14 protein-coding genes are annotated in these 15,602 nt (G+C 64.0%); 3 read left to right on the top strand and 11 right to left on the bottom strand.

What is annotated here, in order from left to right:
• Positions 1-94 precede the first annotated feature (94 nt).
• From AC5ZG5_RS33740 to AC5ZG5_RS33715, 6 genes are all read right to left on the bottom strand, one after another.
• On the bottom strand, positions 95-502 hold the full coding sequence (locus AC5ZG5_RS33740; RefSeq protein WP_130225347.1) for a F0F1 ATP synthase subunit epsilon: 408 nt from the start codon (positions 500-502) through the stop codon (positions 95-97).
• A 110-nt stretch (positions 503-612) separates the two neighbouring features.
• The gene (gene atpD / locus AC5ZG5_RS33735; RefSeq protein WP_028166254.1) at positions 613-2,055 is read right to left on the bottom strand and encodes a F0F1 ATP synthase subunit beta; all 1,443 of its coding nucleotides are present in this window, start codon (positions 2,053-2,055) and stop codon (positions 613-615) included.
• A gap of 119 nt (positions 2,056-2,174) precedes the next feature.
• Positions 2,175-2,576, bottom strand: a complete 402-nt coding sequence (locus tag AC5ZG5_RS33730) for an organic hydroperoxide resistance protein (protein ID WP_028166253.1) — start codon at positions 2,574-2,576, stop codon at positions 2,175-2,177.
• A 15-nt stretch (positions 2,577-2,591) separates the two neighbouring features.
• On the bottom strand, positions 2,592-3,470 hold the full coding sequence (locus AC5ZG5_RS33725; protein WP_456645264.1) for a F0F1 ATP synthase subunit gamma: 879 nt from the start codon (positions 3,468-3,470) through the stop codon (positions 2,592-2,594).
• Positions 3,471-3,623: 153 nt separating this feature from the next.
• The gene (gene atpA / locus AC5ZG5_RS33720; protein WP_130225346.1) at positions 3,624-5,153 is read right to left on the bottom strand and encodes a F0F1 ATP synthase subunit alpha; all 1,530 of its coding nucleotides are present in this window, start codon (positions 5,151-5,153) and stop codon (positions 3,624-3,626) included.
• Positions 5,153-5,713 carry a F0F1 ATP synthase subunit delta gene (locus AC5ZG5_RS33715; protein ID WP_456645265.1) on the bottom strand — a complete coding sequence of 187 codons (561 nt, stop codon included), beginning with the start codon at positions 5,711-5,713 and terminating at the stop codon, positions 5,153-5,155. The genes atpA and AC5ZG5_RS33715 overlap by 1 nt, the downstream gene beginning before the upstream one ends.
• 619 nt (positions 5,714-6,332) lie before the next feature.
• Here AC5ZG5_RS33715 and AC5ZG5_RS33710 point away from each other — a divergent pair.
• Entirely contained in the window at positions 6,333-6,833 is a 501-nt protein-coding gene (locus tag AC5ZG5_RS33710; RefSeq protein WP_456645266.1) for a septal ring lytic transglycosylase RlpA family protein, read from the top strand.
• A gap of 266 nt (positions 6,834-7,099) precedes the next feature.
• Here the strand turns inward: AC5ZG5_RS33710 and AC5ZG5_RS33705 are convergent, their stop codons facing one another.
• Positions 7,100-9,307, bottom strand: a complete 2,208-nt coding sequence (locus tag AC5ZG5_RS33705) for a primosomal protein N' (protein WP_456645267.1) — start codon at positions 9,305-9,307, stop codon at positions 7,100-7,102.
• A gap of 168 nt (positions 9,308-9,475) precedes the next feature.
• Between AC5ZG5_RS33705 and AC5ZG5_RS33700 the strand changes: the two genes are divergently transcribed.
• Both AC5ZG5_RS33700 and AC5ZG5_RS33695 read left to right on the top strand, forming a co-directional pair.
• Positions 9,476-10,447, top strand: a complete 972-nt coding sequence (locus AC5ZG5_RS33700) for a tyrosine recombinase XerC (RefSeq protein ID WP_456645268.1) — start codon at positions 9,476-9,478, stop codon at positions 10,445-10,447.
• A gap of 146 nt (positions 10,448-10,593) precedes the next feature.
• On the top strand, positions 10,594-11,184 hold the full coding sequence (locus AC5ZG5_RS33695) for a DUF4337 domain-containing protein (protein ID WP_456645269.1): 591 nt from the start codon (positions 10,594-10,596) through the stop codon (positions 11,182-11,184).
• Positions 11,185-11,367: 183 nt separating this feature from the next.
• Here the strand turns inward: AC5ZG5_RS33695 and AC5ZG5_RS33690 are convergent, their stop codons facing one another.
• The 4 genes from AC5ZG5_RS33690 to odhB all read right to left on the bottom strand — a co-directional run bounded on the left by AC5ZG5_RS33690 (position 11,368) and on the right by odhB (position 15,486).
• A complete protein-coding gene (locus AC5ZG5_RS33690; protein WP_456645270.1) occupies positions 11,368-11,898 on the bottom strand; it encodes a hypothetical protein in 531 nt (176 codons plus the stop codon).
• A 74-nt stretch (positions 11,899-11,972) separates the two neighbouring features.
• A complete protein-coding gene (gene lpdA / locus AC5ZG5_RS33685; RefSeq protein WP_028166244.1) occupies positions 11,973-13,373 on the bottom strand; it encodes a dihydrolipoyl dehydrogenase in 1,401 nt (466 codons plus the stop codon).
• A gap of 35 nt (positions 13,374-13,408) precedes the next feature.
• The gene (locus AC5ZG5_RS33680) at positions 13,409-14,155 is read right to left on the bottom strand and encodes an SDR family oxidoreductase (RefSeq protein WP_130231550.1); all 747 of its coding nucleotides are present in this window, start codon (positions 14,153-14,155) and stop codon (positions 13,409-13,411) included.
• A 71-nt stretch (positions 14,156-14,226) separates the two neighbouring features.
• Positions 14,227-15,486: a 2-oxoglutarate dehydrogenase complex dihydrolipoyllysine-residue succinyltransferase gene (odhB, locus tag AC5ZG5_RS33675; RefSeq protein WP_028166242.1), complete on the bottom strand. Its 1,260-nt coding sequence runs from the start codon at positions 15,484-15,486 to the stop codon at positions 14,227-14,229.
• Positions 15,487-15,602: the final 116 nt, after the last annotated feature.

Genomic DNA, 15,602 nt, shown 5'->3' with positions numbered 1-15,602 from the left:
TTTGCAATCGGCATCGAAAAACCCTCGTCCGCCACGATGTGACGGACGAAGGTCGTTCAAGTTTTTGTTCGGCCCCGGCGCGGTGCACCGGGGCCTAGTGCATAGCCGTCGCGTTAAGGATGTTCTCGATGCTCTTGAAGTGGTCGAGCCGCTCGATCTCGCGGTCGAGCTCCGAGCCGTGCTTCTCTTTCAGGTTCTCTTCCATCTCGGCGATGGTTTCCCTGAACTCGGCGCGATCGACTTCCTGGATCGAGGTCGCGACATCAGCGAGCACGGTCAGGCGATTGTCGGAGACCTCGGCAAGACCGCCGAGCACCACCATCTTCTGATGCGCCCCGCCGGTCGTGATGGTCAGGATACCCGGACGGATCGCCGCCACGACCGGTGCGTGACCGGCGAGCACGCCGAAATCACCTTCCACGCCGGGAACATCGACCTGATCGACCTCGCCGGAGAAAGCGAGCGCTTCGGGGGAGACGAGGTCGAAGTGGAAGGTGGCCATGGTCTTTCCGTTCTTTCCGCTGTCACCCGCGGGCGTGACCCGCGGGTCCATCGATCAAAGAGTTCTGCCTTGATGGAGTGCCGGGCCAAGCCCGGCAATGACGAGTGTGCTCAAGCTGCTTCGGCAGCCAGCTTCTTGCCCTTCTCGACCGCCTCTTCGATGGTGCCGACCATGTAGAAGGCAGCCTCCGGCAGGTGGTCGTACTTGCCTTCGCACAAGCCGCGGAAGCCCTTGATGGTGTCGGCGAGCTCGACGAACTTGCCCGGCGAACCGGTGAAGACTTCGGCGACATGGAAGGGCTGCGACAGGAAGCGCTCGATCTTGCGGGCGCGGGCCACCGTCAGCTTGTCCTCTTCCGAAAGCTCGTCCATGCCGAGGATGGCGATGATGTCCTGCAGCGACTTATAGCGCTGCAGCACCTGCTGCACCATGCGCGCGGTGTTGTAATGCTCCTCGCCGACGACCAGCGGCGACAGCATGCGGGAGGTCGAGTCGAGCGGGTCCACCGCCGGATAGATGCCCTTCTCCGAGATCGCACGCGACAGCACGGTGGTGGCGTCCAAGTGGGCGAAGGAGGTCGCCGGCGCCGGGTCGGTCAGGTCGTCGGCCGGCACGTAGATCGCCTGCACCGAAGTGATCGAGCCCTTCTGGGTGGTGGTGATGCGCTCCTGCAGCGCGCCCATGTCGGTCGCAAGCGTCGGCTGGTAACCCACCGCCGACGGGATGCGGCCGAGCAGCGCCGACACTTCGGAGCCGGCCTGCGTGAAGCGGAAGATGTTGTCGACGAAGAACAGCACGTCCTGACCCTGGTCGCGGAAGTGCTCGGCCACCGTGAGGCCGGTGAGGCCGACGCGCGCGCGTGCACCCGGCGGTTCGTTCATCTGGCCGAACACGAGCGCGCATTTCGACTGTACGCTCGGATCGGGATTGCGCGGGTCCGCGTTGACCTTGGACTCGATGAACTCGTGATAGAGGTCATTGCCTTCGCGGGTACGCTCGCCGACGCCGGCGAACACCGAGTAACCGCCGTGCGCTTTCGCAACGTTATTGATCAGTTCCTGAATCAGCACGGTCTTGCCGACGCCGGCGCCGCCGAACAGGCCGATCTTGCCGCCCTTGGCGTAAGGCGCGAGCAAATCCACGACCTTGATGCCGGTGACGAGGATTTCCGCCTCGGTGGACTGGTCGGTATAGGTCGGCGCTTCCTGGTGGATCGCGCGAACGCCTTCGGCCTTGATCGGGCCGGCCTCGTCGATCGGCTCGCCGATGACGTTGATGATGCGGCCGAGCGTACCGACGCCGACCGGCACCCGGATCGGCTCGCCGGTATCGGTCACTTCCTGGCCGCGCACCAGACCCTCGGTCGTATCCATCGCGATCGTCCGCACGGTGGATTCGCCGAGATGCTGCGCCACCTCGAGCACGAGACGGCTGCCGCCGTTCTTGGTTTCCAGCGAGTTGAGAATCGCCGGCAGGTGGCCCTCGAACTGGACGTCGACGACGGCGCCCATAACCTGGGTGACGCGACCGATCTGGTTGGCTGCTGTAGCCATTTACTCTGTCTCCTTCGATCCGAATTTCCAGATCATGATCCGACGGGTCGGATCATGATCGCATCTTTTTTGCGCATGATCTCTTCGGAAAACCGGTCCCCACTTTTCCGGATCATGCTTTAAACCACGGTCAGCTTGACCGGGATATTACCTTTGGTGGCCTTCGAATACGGGCACACCGTGTGAGCTTCCTCGACTAGCGCCTGGACCTTGGCCTTATCAGCGCCTGGGATTGAAACCTTGAGTTCGACGGCGAGCGAAAAGCCGCCATCGGTATTGAGCGTCACGTCGGCCGTGACCTTTGCCGCCTGGCCGTCGACGCCATGGTTCTTGGCGACCACGAGGATGGCCTGGCCAAAGCAGGCCGAATAGCCCAGCGCAAAAAGCTGCTCGGGATTGTGGCCATCGCCGGCGCCGCCCAATTCCTTCGGCAGCGCCATTGCGAGCGCCAGCCCGCCGTTGTCGAGCACGGAGCGGCCGTTGCGTCCGCCCTTGGTGGTAGCCGATGTGACGTAAGCCATTTCGCGCTCCCTTGGTTAGACCGCCTCGGCGCCGGAAATGATTTCGATCAGTTCCTTGGTGATCATCGCCTGACGGGTTCGGTTGTAGACCAGCGTCTGCTTGCGGATCATTTCACCGGCGTTGCGCGTCGCGTTGTCCATCGCGCTCATCTGCGCGCCGTAGAACGAGGCGTTGTTTTCCAGGAGTGCACGGAATACCTGCACGGCGAGGTTACGCGGCAACAGGCTGGTGAGGATCTCGTCCTCCTCCGGCTCGTACTCGTAGGCGGTCGCCGGGCCGCCGTTTGCGGCCGGCGTTTCCACCACCAGCGGAATGACCTGCTGCGCGGTCGGGACTTGCGCGATCACCGATTTGAACTGCGAATAGAACAGCGTGCAGACGTCGAATTCGCTGGCATCGAAGCGCGCCAGAACTTTCTTGGCGATGTCCTCGGCATTGACGAAGCCGAGCTGCCGCACCGCGCGGAGGTCGACATGCTCGACGATCTGCCGTTCGAACAGGCGGCGAAGCTGCTCATAGCCCTTGCGGCCGACGCAGAAGAATTTGACTTCCTTGCCCTGACCGAGCAGCGACAGCGCGTGCTCGCGCGCGAGCCGCACGATCGCGGAGTTGAACGCGCCGCAAAGGCCACGTTCGCCGGTGCAGACCAGGAGCAGATGCACCTGGTCCCTGCCCGTCCCGGCGAGCAGCGCCGGCGCGCCGGGCGAGCCTGCGGCGGCGCTGGCGATATTGCCGATCACGGCGCCCATCTTGTCTGCATAGGGCCGGGCGGCCTCGGCCGCGGTCTGCGCGCGGCGCAGCTTTGACGCCGCCACCATCTGCATGGCCTTGGTGATCTTCTGCGTCGCCTTGGTCGAGGCGATGCGGACCCGCATGTCTTTCAGTGACGCCATTCTTCGTCCACCCCGGCGATCCGATCGGGCGATCCGACCGCTAGCCTATCCCATTGTTCTGCCCGGCGCCTGCGCCGGGCATCCGCTTCTCGTCGGCCGGGAGCCGCAGGCGCGAAGACCAGCCTCCGCACCCTTGTCCGGCCGCGACGACGTTTAGGCAAACGTCTTGGCGAAACCTTCGACCACGTTCTTCAGCTTGGCGGCAACGTCGTCGTTGAGGTCGCGGCTATCGCGGATCGCGTCGAGGATGTCGGCATTCTTGCCACGCAGCAGCGACAGCAGGCCGTCCTCGAAGGCGCGCACCTTATTGAGCGGCAGCGGATCGAGATAGCCGTTGGTGCCGGCCCAGATCACGCAGACCTGCTCTTCCATCTTCAACGGCGAGAACTGCGGCTGCTTCAACAACTCGGTCAGGCGCGAGCCGCGGTTGAGCAGGCGCTGGGTCGAGGCGTCGAGGTCGGAGCCGAACTGCGCGAACGCCGCCATTTCACGGTACTGCGCGAGCTCGCCCTTGATCTTGCCGGCGACCTTCTTCATCGCCTTGGTCTGCGCCGACGATCCGACGCGCGACACCGACAGACCGACGTTCACCGCGGGACGGATGCCCTGGAAGAACAGGTCGGTTTCCAGGAAGATCTGGCCGTCGGTAATCGAGATCACGTTGGTCGGGATGTAGGCCGACACGTCGTTGGCCTGGGTTTCGATCACCGGCAGCGCGGTCAGCGAGCCCAAACCGTGCTCCTTGTTGAGCTTGGCGGCGCGCTCGAGCAGGCGGGAGTGCAGATAGAACACGTCGCCCGGATAGGCTTCGCGGCCCGGCGGGCGGCGCAGCAGCAGCGACATCTGGCGATAGGCGACGGCCTGCTTCGACAGGTCGTCATAGATGATGACGGCGTGCATGCCGTTGTCACGGAAAAATTCGCCCATCGTGCAGGCGGTGAACGGCGCGATGTACTGCATCGGCGCTGGATCGGACGCGGTGGCCGCGACGACGATCGAATATTCCAGCGCGCCCTGCTCTTCCAGCACCTTCACGAACTGGGCAACGGTGGAACGCTTCTGGCCGATCGCGACGTAGACGCAATACAGCTTGATGTTCTCGTCCGGCTGCGCGTTGAGCGGCTTCTGATTGAGAATGGTGTCGAGCGCGATCGCGGTCTTGCCGGTCTGACGGTCGCCGATGATCAACTCGCGCTGGCCGCGGCCGATCGGGATCAGCGCATCGATCGCCTTGAGGCCGGTCGCCATCGGCTCGTTCACCGACTTACGCGGAATGATGCCGGGCGCCTTGACGTCAACGCGCATGCGCTTGTCAGCCTGGATCGGACCCTTGCCATCGATCGGATTACCGAGCGCATCGACGACGCGGCCGAGCAGGCCCTTGCCGACCGGCGTGTCGACGATGGCGCGGGTGCGCTTGACGGTCTGACCTTCCTTGATCTCGCGGTCGGCGCCGAAGATCACGATGCCGACGTTATCGGTTTCGAGGTTGAGCGCCATGCCGCGGGTGCCGTTCTCGAACTCGACCATTTCACCGGCCTGGACATTGTCCAGCCCGTAGACGCGGGCGATACCGTCACCGACCGACAGCACCTGGCCGACTTCGGTGACCTCGGCCTCCTGGCCGAAATTCTTGATCTGGTCCTTGAGGATCGCGGAAATTTCCGCGGCGCGGATGTCCATCAGCCTGCCTCTTTCATCGCGTGCTTGATCGAATTGAGTTTGGTGCGAAGCGAGCTATCCACCATGCGGCTACCGACCTTGACCACAAGGCCGCCGATGATGGAGGGATCGATCTTCACGTTGAGCGCGACGTCCTTGCCCGTCACCGACTTCAGTGCGGCCTTCAGCGCGTCGAGATTCTTGTCATTGAGCGCTTCCGCGACGGTGACTTCGGCGGTCGCCTCGCCCTTGAAGTTCGCCACCAGCGCGTTGTAGGCGCGGATCACGTCCGCGACCGCAAACAAGCGGCGATTGGAGGTGAGCACTTTCAGGAACTTGGCGGTGATGCCGGAGATACCGGCCTTGTCGAGCACCGCGGAGAGCGCCTTCAATTGCGCTTCGGCGGAGAACACCGGACTGCGAACGAGGCGCTTCAGATCGACGCTCTCATTCAGAAGGGCATTGAATTTATCGAGATCGGACTTCACGGCATCGACGGACTTTTCGTCGCGAGCCAGATCGAACAGGGCCGTTGCGTAACGACCGGCAACTCCCGAAACGGACGGATCTTCAGCAGCCACAGACGCGCTCTTTTTTGCTGTCAAATTCGCAAGGGAAAAACCGTCGCCGCTGCAGCGGCGCCTAGCGATCCAAGCCCTTGGAATTCAAGCGGGACTTCGATTTTCGACCGACACGCGGAGTGCCGGGATCGTTAAAATCGCGGCTTTGCTAGCATGGCAGGCGCGCAGGTGCAACACGACGTCACATCTAGGTGATGCCTTGTCGCACGGCTCCGGCACAGCGCCGCGAGGACCCTGCCGGCGAAATTCTGCGTGCAGGAATTTCGATCGAGAGACAGGGAGGCGACCCATCGTTCCATCGGCAATCGCATGCCTGCCCGGAGTTCGGGCTCGGGAACAAAATGGCCAGCCGCTCTCTATTCCGTGATTACTTGCGGAAATGTTTCCTAAACGTAAATCAACAGTAATCGTAAGTATTCACTGGGTTAAAAATTAGTTAAAGCGAAAGACTAGTGAAAGCTGTCCGGCAGCACTCCGGCAGTAACAAGATATTTCAGTCTGATACATTCCGAATTTACTGCCCAATTCATGCCTCATTGCGAAATCACACGGCCTTGGTCGACGAAGGGACGGGGGTTCCATTTGCCACGTATGTGGCAATACTGTTTGAGGGTCTTGAATGTTGAAATACAAGAAGCCGGCTCGGGGCAACGCAACCCGGCCGTCGCGCGCGGCGCTGGCTGTCGTCGCCGCAACTTTCCTGGTTGGTGGAAGCATCACCGAAGCGTCGGCTAAATCCCGGCACCACCATCATCGCCATCACCATCACCAGGCCCGTGCCGCAACCGACGCGGCGTCGCGCGATGCCAATGCGGCGTTTGCGCCCGGCACCGGCGGGCGGAGCTTTTCGGGCATGGCGTCCTTTTATGGCAACGAGTCCGGCAGCCGCACCGCGTCCGGTCAGCGCTTCAACCAGAACGCTATGACCGCGGCCCACCGCAGCCTGCCGTTCGGCACCAAGCTGCGCGTGACCCATGGCGGCCGCAGCGTGGTCGTCACCATCAACGACCGCGGCCCGTTCATCCGTGGCCGCGTGCTTGATCTCTCCACGGGCGCCGCCCGTGCCATCGGCCTGACTGGTGCCGGCGTCGGCCGTGTCACCGCCGAGGTCGTCTCCTAAAGGCGCCCTTCAGGCGCCGTTTCCGACCAGTTTCGGTAAGCGTTGCGTAGAGTACGGCCGCGGAACTTTCCGCGCACCGATGAGAGCCTGCCGTCAGAAATGACGGCAGGCTTTTTCATGAGTTCGCCGCCGTCATTCCGGGGCACGCGTAGCGTGAGCCCGGAATCCATCGCGCCACCTGCGCGCGCGGTCCGATGGATTCTCTGATGTGCAATTGCACATCATAGCTCGCGACTTCGTCGCGCCCCGGAATGACGGCGAGAGGGCTACAAAAAGCTCTGCGGATCGACGTCGACCTCGAGCTTGAGGTTGCCCGTGGTCTTCGGCCCGGCCGCCAGCCATTCGCGCAAGTACTGCGACAGATCGACCGAACGCAGCGACTTCACCAGCAGGCGGAAGCGGTAGCGGCCCTTGATGACCGCAAGCGGCGCCTCCGCCGGGCCGAGCACCTGGATGCGCTCGTCGAGCGGCGCGACCGAGGCCAGCTTGCGCCCAAAGCCCTCCGCCGTGGGCCGATCGCCCGCCGAGATGATCAGGCTCGCCAATCGCCCGAACGGCGGATAGCCGGTGCGCTCGCGCGATTCGATCTCGCTGGCGTAGAACGCCTCGCGGTCGCTCGCGACCAGCGCCTTGATCACGGGATGCTCGGGCTGATGGGTCTGCAGATACCCGACGCCGCGGCCCTGCTCGCGGCCGGCGCGCCCGATCACCTGGTTGAGGAGCTGGAACGTGCGCTCGGCCGCACGCGGATCGCCATTGCCGAGGCCGAGATCGGCATCGACCACGCCGACCAGATTGAGGCGCGGGAAGTTGTGGCCTTTCGCCACAAGCTGCGTGCCGATGATGATGTCGACCCGGCCTTCGGCGATCTCGTTCAGTTCGCTGCGCATCGTCTCGATCGAGGTGATGAGGTCGCTGGAGAGCACCATGGTGCGCGCGCCGGGAAACAGCGCCGCAGCCTCTTCCTGCAGCCGCTCCACGCCCGGGCCGACCGCCACCAGCGATTCCTCCGCCGCGCAATGCGGGCAGATGTTCGGGCGCGGCATCGAGAAACCGCAATGGTGGCAGACCAGGCGCTGGCGGAAGCGGTGATCGACCAGCCAGGCATCGCAGATGGTGCAGGCAAAGCGGTGTCCGCAGGCGCGGCACAGCGTCAGCGGCGCATAGCCGCGGCGATTGAGAAACAAAAGCGCCTGCTCGCGCCGTTCCACCGCATAGCGGATCTGCTCGGCGAGCCGCGGCGAGATGAAGCGGCCACGCGAGGGCGGCTCGCGCCGCAAATCGATGGCCTCGATCTGCGGCATGTGCTGGCCGCCGAAGCGCGAAGGCAGCGCAATGCGCTGATAACGCCCCTTGCGCGCATTGACCTCGCTTTCGATTGATGGCGTGGCGGAGGCGAGCACGATCGGGATCTTGGCGATATGCGCGCGCACCACGGCCATGTCGCGGGCATGGTAATGCGCGCCATCGTCCTGCTTATAGGCCTGGTCGTGCTCTTCATCGACGATGATGAGCCCGAGATCGGCATAGGGCAGGAACAACGCCGAGCGCGCGCCGACCACCACCGGCGCCTCGCCGCCCGAGATCGCCGCCCAATTGCGGGCGCGGGTGCGCGGCGAGAGCTCGGAATGCCATTCCAGCGGACGCACGCCAAAGCGCTGCGCGAAGCGATCGAGGAACTGGCCAGTCAGCGCGATCTCCGGCATCAGGATCAACGACTGCCTGTTACGGCGGATATTTTCGGCGATCGCCTCGAAATAGACCTCGGTCTTGCCCGATCCTGTGACGCCATCGAGCAGGGCCACATGAAAACTGCCGCTCGCCGCCAGCGTCCGCATCGCATCGGCGGCGGCGCGTTGCTGGTGCGAGAATTCGGGCTTGGCGTAATCCGGATCGGGCATGGGCGGCGCTGGTGGCGGCGGCATCGGCTCGACCGTCAGCGTGCCCTCATCGACGAGGCCGTCGATCACGCCACTGCTCACGCCGGCTTCCCTCGCCGCTTCCGACTTGCCATGCAAGAGGCGGTCGGAGAGCAATTCGATCACCCGATGCCGCGCCGGCGTCATTCGTCGCGGCGGCTCGCCAACCAGCCGTACGCCCAGGCGCATCCGCTCAGGGCCGAGATTTTCGCCCATCCGCAGCGTCATCCGCAGCACCATGCCGCGGGCGGACAGCGTGTAATTGGCCACCCAATCGACGAGCGCGCGCAGCTCCGGTTTCAGCGGCGGCACGTCGAGCTTCTCGCTGACATCCTTCAGCCGGTTGTGCAGCCGCGGATCGGGCTTGGCGTTTTCCGCCCAGACCACCGCCATCACCTCGCGCGCACCGAGCGGTACCGCGACGACATCGCCGGCCTTCAGATCCATGCCGCGCGGCACGCGGTAGGAATAGGTCTGGTCGAGCGCGACCGGGACCAGTACATCGACCATGGAGGTCGGCGTGAGCGAGGAAGCGTGGCTGCGCGCGGTGTCCATTCAGGAGATCGTAAGTTCCGATTGCAGGTGAGGGTAGAGCCGCTGGCGCAAGTTAGCGAACGGTAAACGAAAGCGATGCGATATAATGGCTTAAACCATCGCCTCCAAGATCGCCTCCAAGATCGCCTCCAAGACAGGTCCGTCAAGACAGGTCCATAAGACAGGTCCATGGCCAAAGCGCTTCCCGCCGTTCCCGTGATCGAACTCGACTGCGCCGACGAAACCGTCACGCAGGAGATGGCGCACTGGCTATCGCATCTGCGTGCCGAACGGCGATTGTCGCCGAAAACGCTGGAGGCCTATGCCCGCGACGTCCGCCAATGCCTCGCCTTTCTTGCCCAGCACTGGGGCACGCGGGTAACGCTGCAAGGTTTTGCGGCCCTCGAGGCCACGGATATCAGGGCATTCATGGCGATGCGCCGCGCCGACGATGTCGCCGGACGCTCGCTGATGCGGGCCCTGGCTGGCCTGCGCTCGTTCGGCCGATTCCTCGAGCGCGAAGGCAAGGGCAAGGTCGGCGCCCTCTCCGCGATCCGCGCGCCCAAGGTTGCAAAGAGCCTGCCGAAGCCGATCCACGTGGCGGCGGCAAAACGCTTCGCCGATGCCGACGAGCGCGCCGGCGAGGAACGCGAGACCTGGATCCTGGTACGTGATGCGGCGGTGATGGCACTGCTCTATGGCTCGGGCCTGCGCATCTCCGAGGCGCTCGGCTTGAAACGTCGCGACGTGCCGAAACCCGGCGAAGGCGACGTACTGGTCGTGACCGGCAAAGGCAACAAGACCCGCATGGTGCCGGTGCTGCAAAAGGTGTTGCAGCTCATTGCCGACTACGCGGCGACCTGCCCGCATCCGCTGCCGCCCACCGGCCCGATGTTCGTCGGCGCCCGCGGCGGCCCGTTGAGCCCGCGCATCATCCAGCTCGCCATGGAGCGGCTGCGCGGCGCGCTCGGCCTGCCCGACAGCGCCACCCCGCACGCGCTGCGGCATTCGTTCGCGACCCACCTGCTCAGCCGCGGCGGCGATTTGCGCGCGATCCAGGAATTGCTCGGCCACGCTTCGCTCTCGACCACGCAAATCTATACCGGCATCGATTCGGAACGACTGCTCGAGGTCTATCGCTCCGCGCATCCGCGGGGCTGACTTCGCTCACGTATTGACGCGTTTTTCCTCGTGTGAGGGGCGATGCCGGGTTCATCCTGACACGCTCGCGTCACATCCGCTTGGCACTTGCGTAAGCGATGTCGTTTCGGCAATCGTGACGGCGGGTCATATCGGAGAGGGGAATCATGAGCGCACATGAGAGTATGGAGCATGCGGAGCACGCCGAGCATGCATCCGGCGAGAACAAGAAGATCGCGCTGTTGATTGCCGTGATCGCGCTGTTCCTGGCGCTCTCGGAGACGCTGGGCAAGGGGGCGCAGACCGAATCGATCAGCAAGAACGTCGAGGCGTCGAACCTGTGGGCGTTTTTCCAGGCCAAGAGCATCCGCCGCACCGCGGTGCAGACGGCCGCCGAGCAGGGCAAGCTGACCCTTGCCACCACCACAGACGATGCCATCAGGGCGACGATTCAAAAGCAGCTCGATGACTGGCAGAAAACGGCGGCGCGCTATCGCTCCGAACCCGAGACCGGCGAAGGCACCGAGCAGCTCGCCGAACGCGCCAAACATGCCGAGCACCAGCGCGACGAGGCGACGGCAAAATACCACCACTTCGAGATCGCCTCCGCCGCCTTCCAGATCGCGATCGTGCTGGCATCGGCGACCATCATCACAGGCATCATCGCGCTGGCCTGGATTTCAGGCCTGCTGACGCTCGCCGGCATCGTCATCACCGCGCTGGGCCTGTACTCGCCGCATCTGCTGCATCTGCATTGAGTCACTAACTGCCGCGCCGACTTTACCTCTCCCGAAGGGAGAGGTCGCGCCGCAGGCGCGGGTGAGGGGTTACGGTCCCTCGATGGAGCAAATCCCCTCACCCGAATTGCTGCGCAATTCGACCTCTCCCTAAGGGAGAGGTGAAACCGAGCCCGTAGCTGGACGGTTTGCCGCGACGAGCCGTCACCGCGCTTGCTGTACGCTCCTGCGGAAGCGGGCGATCAGCCGGATCGTTCGCGCCGACCAGCCGTTGCCGTCGCCGCGCAGGGTCTCCACGATGCGCAGCTTGATCGGATCGATCAGCGCGACGGCTTGCGCGCGCATCCTCAGCACGAAATCATAGAGCGCCTCGAACCAGCGCATCTCCAGAAGCTTCGGGCGGGTCACGTCGAAGATGAAAGCGGTGACGCCGACGCCGAGAAACTTCGCGAACAGGAGGGTGCCGATCGCGCTCAGCCAATGTTCGTGGGCGAGCAGCCAAAGGCCGACCAGCTTGAGCGGAAACAACGGGATCACCGGCACGATGAACACGATCAGCGTCATTGCCGGCGACAACGAATCGACCCGATCGGCAAGCCACTGCTTGAACGCGCGCAGCGGGATCAGCGCCACCACGCGCGCCACGATCGGCTCGAGGTGATCCCAAAGCCACGCCTCGATCAGGAAGATGATCGCAAGCAGGACCCAGAAAGGCTGAAGCAGGCGGCGCAGCATCTGTTGTCTCGACCCCGGCCAGATTTTACCTTCGAGTATAATCCTTTACGGACCCTGCTCAGGCCGGGCGTCGATCACATATGGATGGCCCGCTTGCCGACCGCAAGCGCAGCTTCCTTGATCGCCTCGGAGCGGGTCGGATGGGCGTGGCAGGTGCGCGCCAGATCCTCGGCGGAGCCGCCGAATTCCATGAGAACCGCGGCTTCATGGATCATTTCGCCGGCTTCGCGGCCGATGATGTGCACGCCAAGCACCCGATCGGTCTTCGCATCTGCGAGAATCTTGACGAATCCTTCCGTGGTCTGGTTGACCTTGGAGCGGCCGTTGGCGGTGAACGGAAATTTCCCGACGGTATAGGCAATGCCGGCCTGCTTAAGCTCTTCCTCGGTCTTGCCGACGGAAGAAACTTCCGGCGTGGTATACACGACTCCTGGGATAACATCGTAGTTCACATGGCCGGCCTGGCCTGCGATGATCTCGGCAACCGCCACGCCTTCATCTTCGGCCTTGTGCGCCAGCATCGGCCCGGCAACGACGTCCCCGATCGCATAGATGCCTTTCACGGTGGTCGCGAAATGCGGGTCGATCTGCACCCGGCCGCGATTGTCGAGCGCGACGCCGGCTTCCTTCAGGCCGAGGCCATCGGTAAAGGGCACGCGGCCGATCGCAACCAGTACCACGTCGGCTTCGATCGTTTCCGAAGCCCCGCCCGCGGCGGGCTCGACCTTGGCCAATAGAGTCTTGCCCGAGGTATCCACGGCGGTCACCTTGGTGCCGAGCTTGAACGCAAAGCCCTGCTTTTCAAGGATGCGCTGGAACTGCTTGGCGATCTCGCCATCCATGCCGGGCAGGATGCGGTCGAGGAATTCGACCACCATGACCTCCGCGCCGAGGCGCTTCCACACCGAGCCGAGTTCGAGTCCGATCACGCCCGCACCGATGATCAAGAGCCTTTCCGGCACCTTCTCCAGCGACAGCGCGCCGGTTGACGACACGATGCGCTTTTCGTCGATCTCGATGCCCTTCAGCCGCGCGATATCGGAGCCGGTGGCAATGACGATGTTCTTGGTCTCGACCGTCTGCGTGCTGCCATTGGCGGAGACCTCGACCTTGCCCGCGCCAAGAATCTTGCCAGCGCCCTTCAGCACGTCGATCTTGTTCTTCTTCATCAGGAAGTCGACGCCCTTGACGTTACCGTCAATGCCCTGCTGCTTGAAGTTCATCATCGAGGGCAGATCGAGTTTCGGCGCCGATACGCTGACGCCCATCTTGGCGAAGGAATGCGCGGCTTCCTCGAACATCTCGGAGGCGTGCAACAGTGCCTTGGACGGCATGCAGCCAACGTTGAGACAGGTGCCGCCAAGCGTCGGGTTCTTCTCGACCACCGCGACCTTCATGCCAAGTTGCGCCGCGCGCACCGCGCAGACATATCCACCGGGCCCGGTGCCGATGACGACGAGATCATAAGAAGCCATTTCGAAGATCCTGCTGCTGAAGTCCGTGACAGGTATTAGCGGCCGCCTGAGACATCAAGGATGGCGCTTGTCACATATGAAGCCTCGTCCGACATTAGCCAGACGATGGCGTTGGCGATTTCCTCCGCGGTGCCGACGCGCTTCATCGGCACCATGTGAGCGAGGCGATGGGCACGATCGGGCTCACCGCCGGAGGCGTGGATTTCGGTATCGATCAGACCCGGGCGGATCCCGGCGACGCGGATGCCTTCGGCCGCGACTTCATGACCAAGGCCGATGGTGAAGGAGTCGATCGCGCCTTTCGAGGCGGCGTAGTCGACGTAAGTGTTGGGCGAGCCGAGCTTGGCCGCGACCGACGACAGGTTGACAATGACGCCGCCCTGTCCGCCATTGCGTGTCGACATTCGCTTCACCGCCTCGCGCGCGCACAGAATGCTGCCGGTGACGTTGACCGCCATCATGCGCTCGATGCGCTCGGCCGACATGTCCTCGACCCGGATCGACGGACCGACGATGCCGGCATTGTTGACGAGCGCGCCGAGCGCGCCGAATTCGTCGGCCGCCTTGAACAGCGCAAGAATGTCGGCCTCGCTGCCGACATCGCATTTCACCGCGATCGCCTTGCCGTTGCTGGCCTCGATTGCGGAGACGACTTCGTTGGCCGCCGCCTGGTTGCTGGCGTAGCCGACAACGACGCGAAAGCCTCGCGCCGCCGCGGCGATGGCGGTAGCGCGACCGATGCCGCGGCTGCCGCCGGTGATGACAACGACCTTGTCCGTCACATTCGCCCCTGAACGTTCATGCGACACCGGTCACGACGCCCGAGAAGTTCGGGCGCCGCACGAAAGCAAGCTCAGAGATCCAGCACCAGCCGCGCCGGGTCTTCCAAGCTTTCCTTGACGCGCACCAGGAAGGTCACGGCTTCCTTGCCGTCGATCACGCGGTGATCGTAGGACAGCGCCAGATACATCATCGGGCGGATCTCAATCTTGCCGCCGACCACGACGGGACGCTCCTGGATCTTGTGCATGCCGAGGATGCCGGACTGCGGCGCGTTCAGGATCGGCGTCGACATCAGCGAACCATAGATGCCGCCATTGGTGATGGTGAAAGTGCCGCCCTGCATCTCCTCGATCTTGAGCTGGCCATCGCGGGCCCTGCGGCCGTAATCGGCGATTCCCTTCTCGATCTCCGCGATCGACTTGGTGTCGCAATCCCGCACCACCGGCACGACCAGGCCCTTGTCGGTGCCGACGGCGATGCCGACGTGGTAGTAGTTCTTGTAGATCAGGTCGGTGCCATCGATCTCGGCGTTCGCCGCCGGAATCTCCTTCAAGGCCTGCACGCAGGCCTTGGTGAAGAAGCCCATGAAACCAAGCTTGACGCCATGCTTCTTCTCGAACGCGTCCTTGTACTGGGAGCGCAGCGCCATGACGTGGCTCATGTCGACCTCGTTGAAGGTCGTCAGCATCGCCGCCGTGTTCTGCACATCCTTCAGCCGCCGCGCGATGGTCTGGCGCAGCCGCGTCATCTTCACGCGCTCTTCGCGCGCGGCATCGTCCGCCGGCGACGGCGCCCGCACCTGCACCGAAGCCGCCGGCTGAAAGACCGGCGTCGGCGCGGAAGCCGCGCGCTCGATCGCCGCCAGCATGTCGCCCTTGGTCACACGGCCATCCTTGCCGGAGCCCGGCACGGTGGAGGCATCGATCCCGCTTTCAACCGAGAGCTTGCGCACCGACGGTGCCAGCGGCGTATCCGCAGGGAGTGCCTTCGGTGCTGACGGCGCGGGCGCTGCGGCAGCCGGGGGAGGCGGCGGCGGTGCAGCCGCGGGCTTGGCCGGCGCCGGCGCAGCGGCCGGCTTGGCGGCAGCGCCAGCGGCGCCATCAGTGATCTGGCCGAGCAGCGCGCCGACCGCGACGGTTTCGCCGTCCTTGGCGATGATTTCGCCCAGTGTGCCGGCGGAAGGCGCCGGCACCTCGATCGTAACCTTGTCGGTCTCGAGCTCAACCAAGGGTTCATCGACGGCAACGGCATCGCCGGCCTTCTTGAACCAGCGGCCGATGGTGGCCTCGGTCACGGATTCGCCTAGCGTCGGAACGCGAATTTCAGTCATGGTCTCGTTTCCTTAAAACAACCTGTGCGGTCATAAACTCTAGCTGTCATCCTCCGCGAAAGAGGAGGATCCAATAGCCCGCGGCGGCTGCAATCAAGCAGCGGCAGCGCGGGTTA

This window comes from Bradyrhizobium sp. Ses1, from assembly GCF_059512365.1.
Note: the sequence above shows the minus strand (reverse complement) of the source record. Positions and strands in the feature narration are given on the sequence as shown.

What these genes read in the sequence shown, in the direction of transcription:
- AC5ZG5_RS33740 (WP_130225347.1), bottom strand. Translation starts at nt 502, where the DNA reads ATGGCCACCTTCCACTTCGACCTCGTCTCCCCCGAAGCGCTCGCTTTC.
- atpD (WP_028166254.1), bottom strand. Translation starts at nt 2,055, where the DNA reads ATGGCTACAGCAGCCAACCAGATCGGTCGCGTCACCCAGGTTATGGGC.
- AC5ZG5_RS33730 (WP_028166253.1), bottom strand. Translation starts at nt 2,576, where the DNA reads ATGGCTTACGTCACATCGGCTACCACCAAGGGCGGACGCAACGGCCGC.
- AC5ZG5_RS33725 (WP_456645264.1), bottom strand. Translation starts at nt 3,470, where the DNA reads ATGGCGTCACTGAAAGACATGCGGGTCCGCATCGCCTCGACCAAGGCG.
- atpA (WP_130225346.1), bottom strand. Translation starts at nt 5,153, where the DNA reads ATGGACATCCGCGCCGCGGAAATTTCCGCGATCCTCAAGGACCAGATC.
- AC5ZG5_RS33710 (WP_456645266.1), top strand. Translation starts at nt 6,333, where the DNA reads ATGTTGAAATACAAGAAGCCGGCTCGGGGCAACGCAACCCGGCCGTCG.
- AC5ZG5_RS33705 (WP_456645267.1), bottom strand. Translation starts at nt 9,307, where the DNA reads ATGGACACCGCGCGCAGCCACGCTTCCTCGCTCACGCCGACCTCCATG.
- AC5ZG5_RS33700 (WP_456645268.1), top strand. Translation starts at nt 9,476, where the DNA reads ATGGCCAAAGCGCTTCCCGCCGTTCCCGTGATCGAACTCGACTGCGCC.
- AC5ZG5_RS33695 (WP_456645269.1), top strand. Translation starts at nt 10,594, where the DNA reads ATGAGCGCACATGAGAGTATGGAGCATGCGGAGCACGCCGAGCATGCA.
- AC5ZG5_RS33690 (WP_456645270.1), bottom strand. Translation starts at nt 11,898, where the DNA reads ATGCTGCGCCGCCTGCTTCAGCCTTTCTGGGTCCTGCTTGCGATCATC.
- lpdA (WP_028166244.1), bottom strand. Translation starts at nt 13,373, where the DNA reads ATGGCTTCTTATGATCTCGTCGTCATCGGCACCGGGCCCGGTGGATAT.
- odhB (WP_028166242.1), bottom strand. Translation starts at nt 15,486, where the DNA reads ATGACTGAAATTCGCGTTCCGACGCTAGGCGAATCCGTGACCGAGGCC.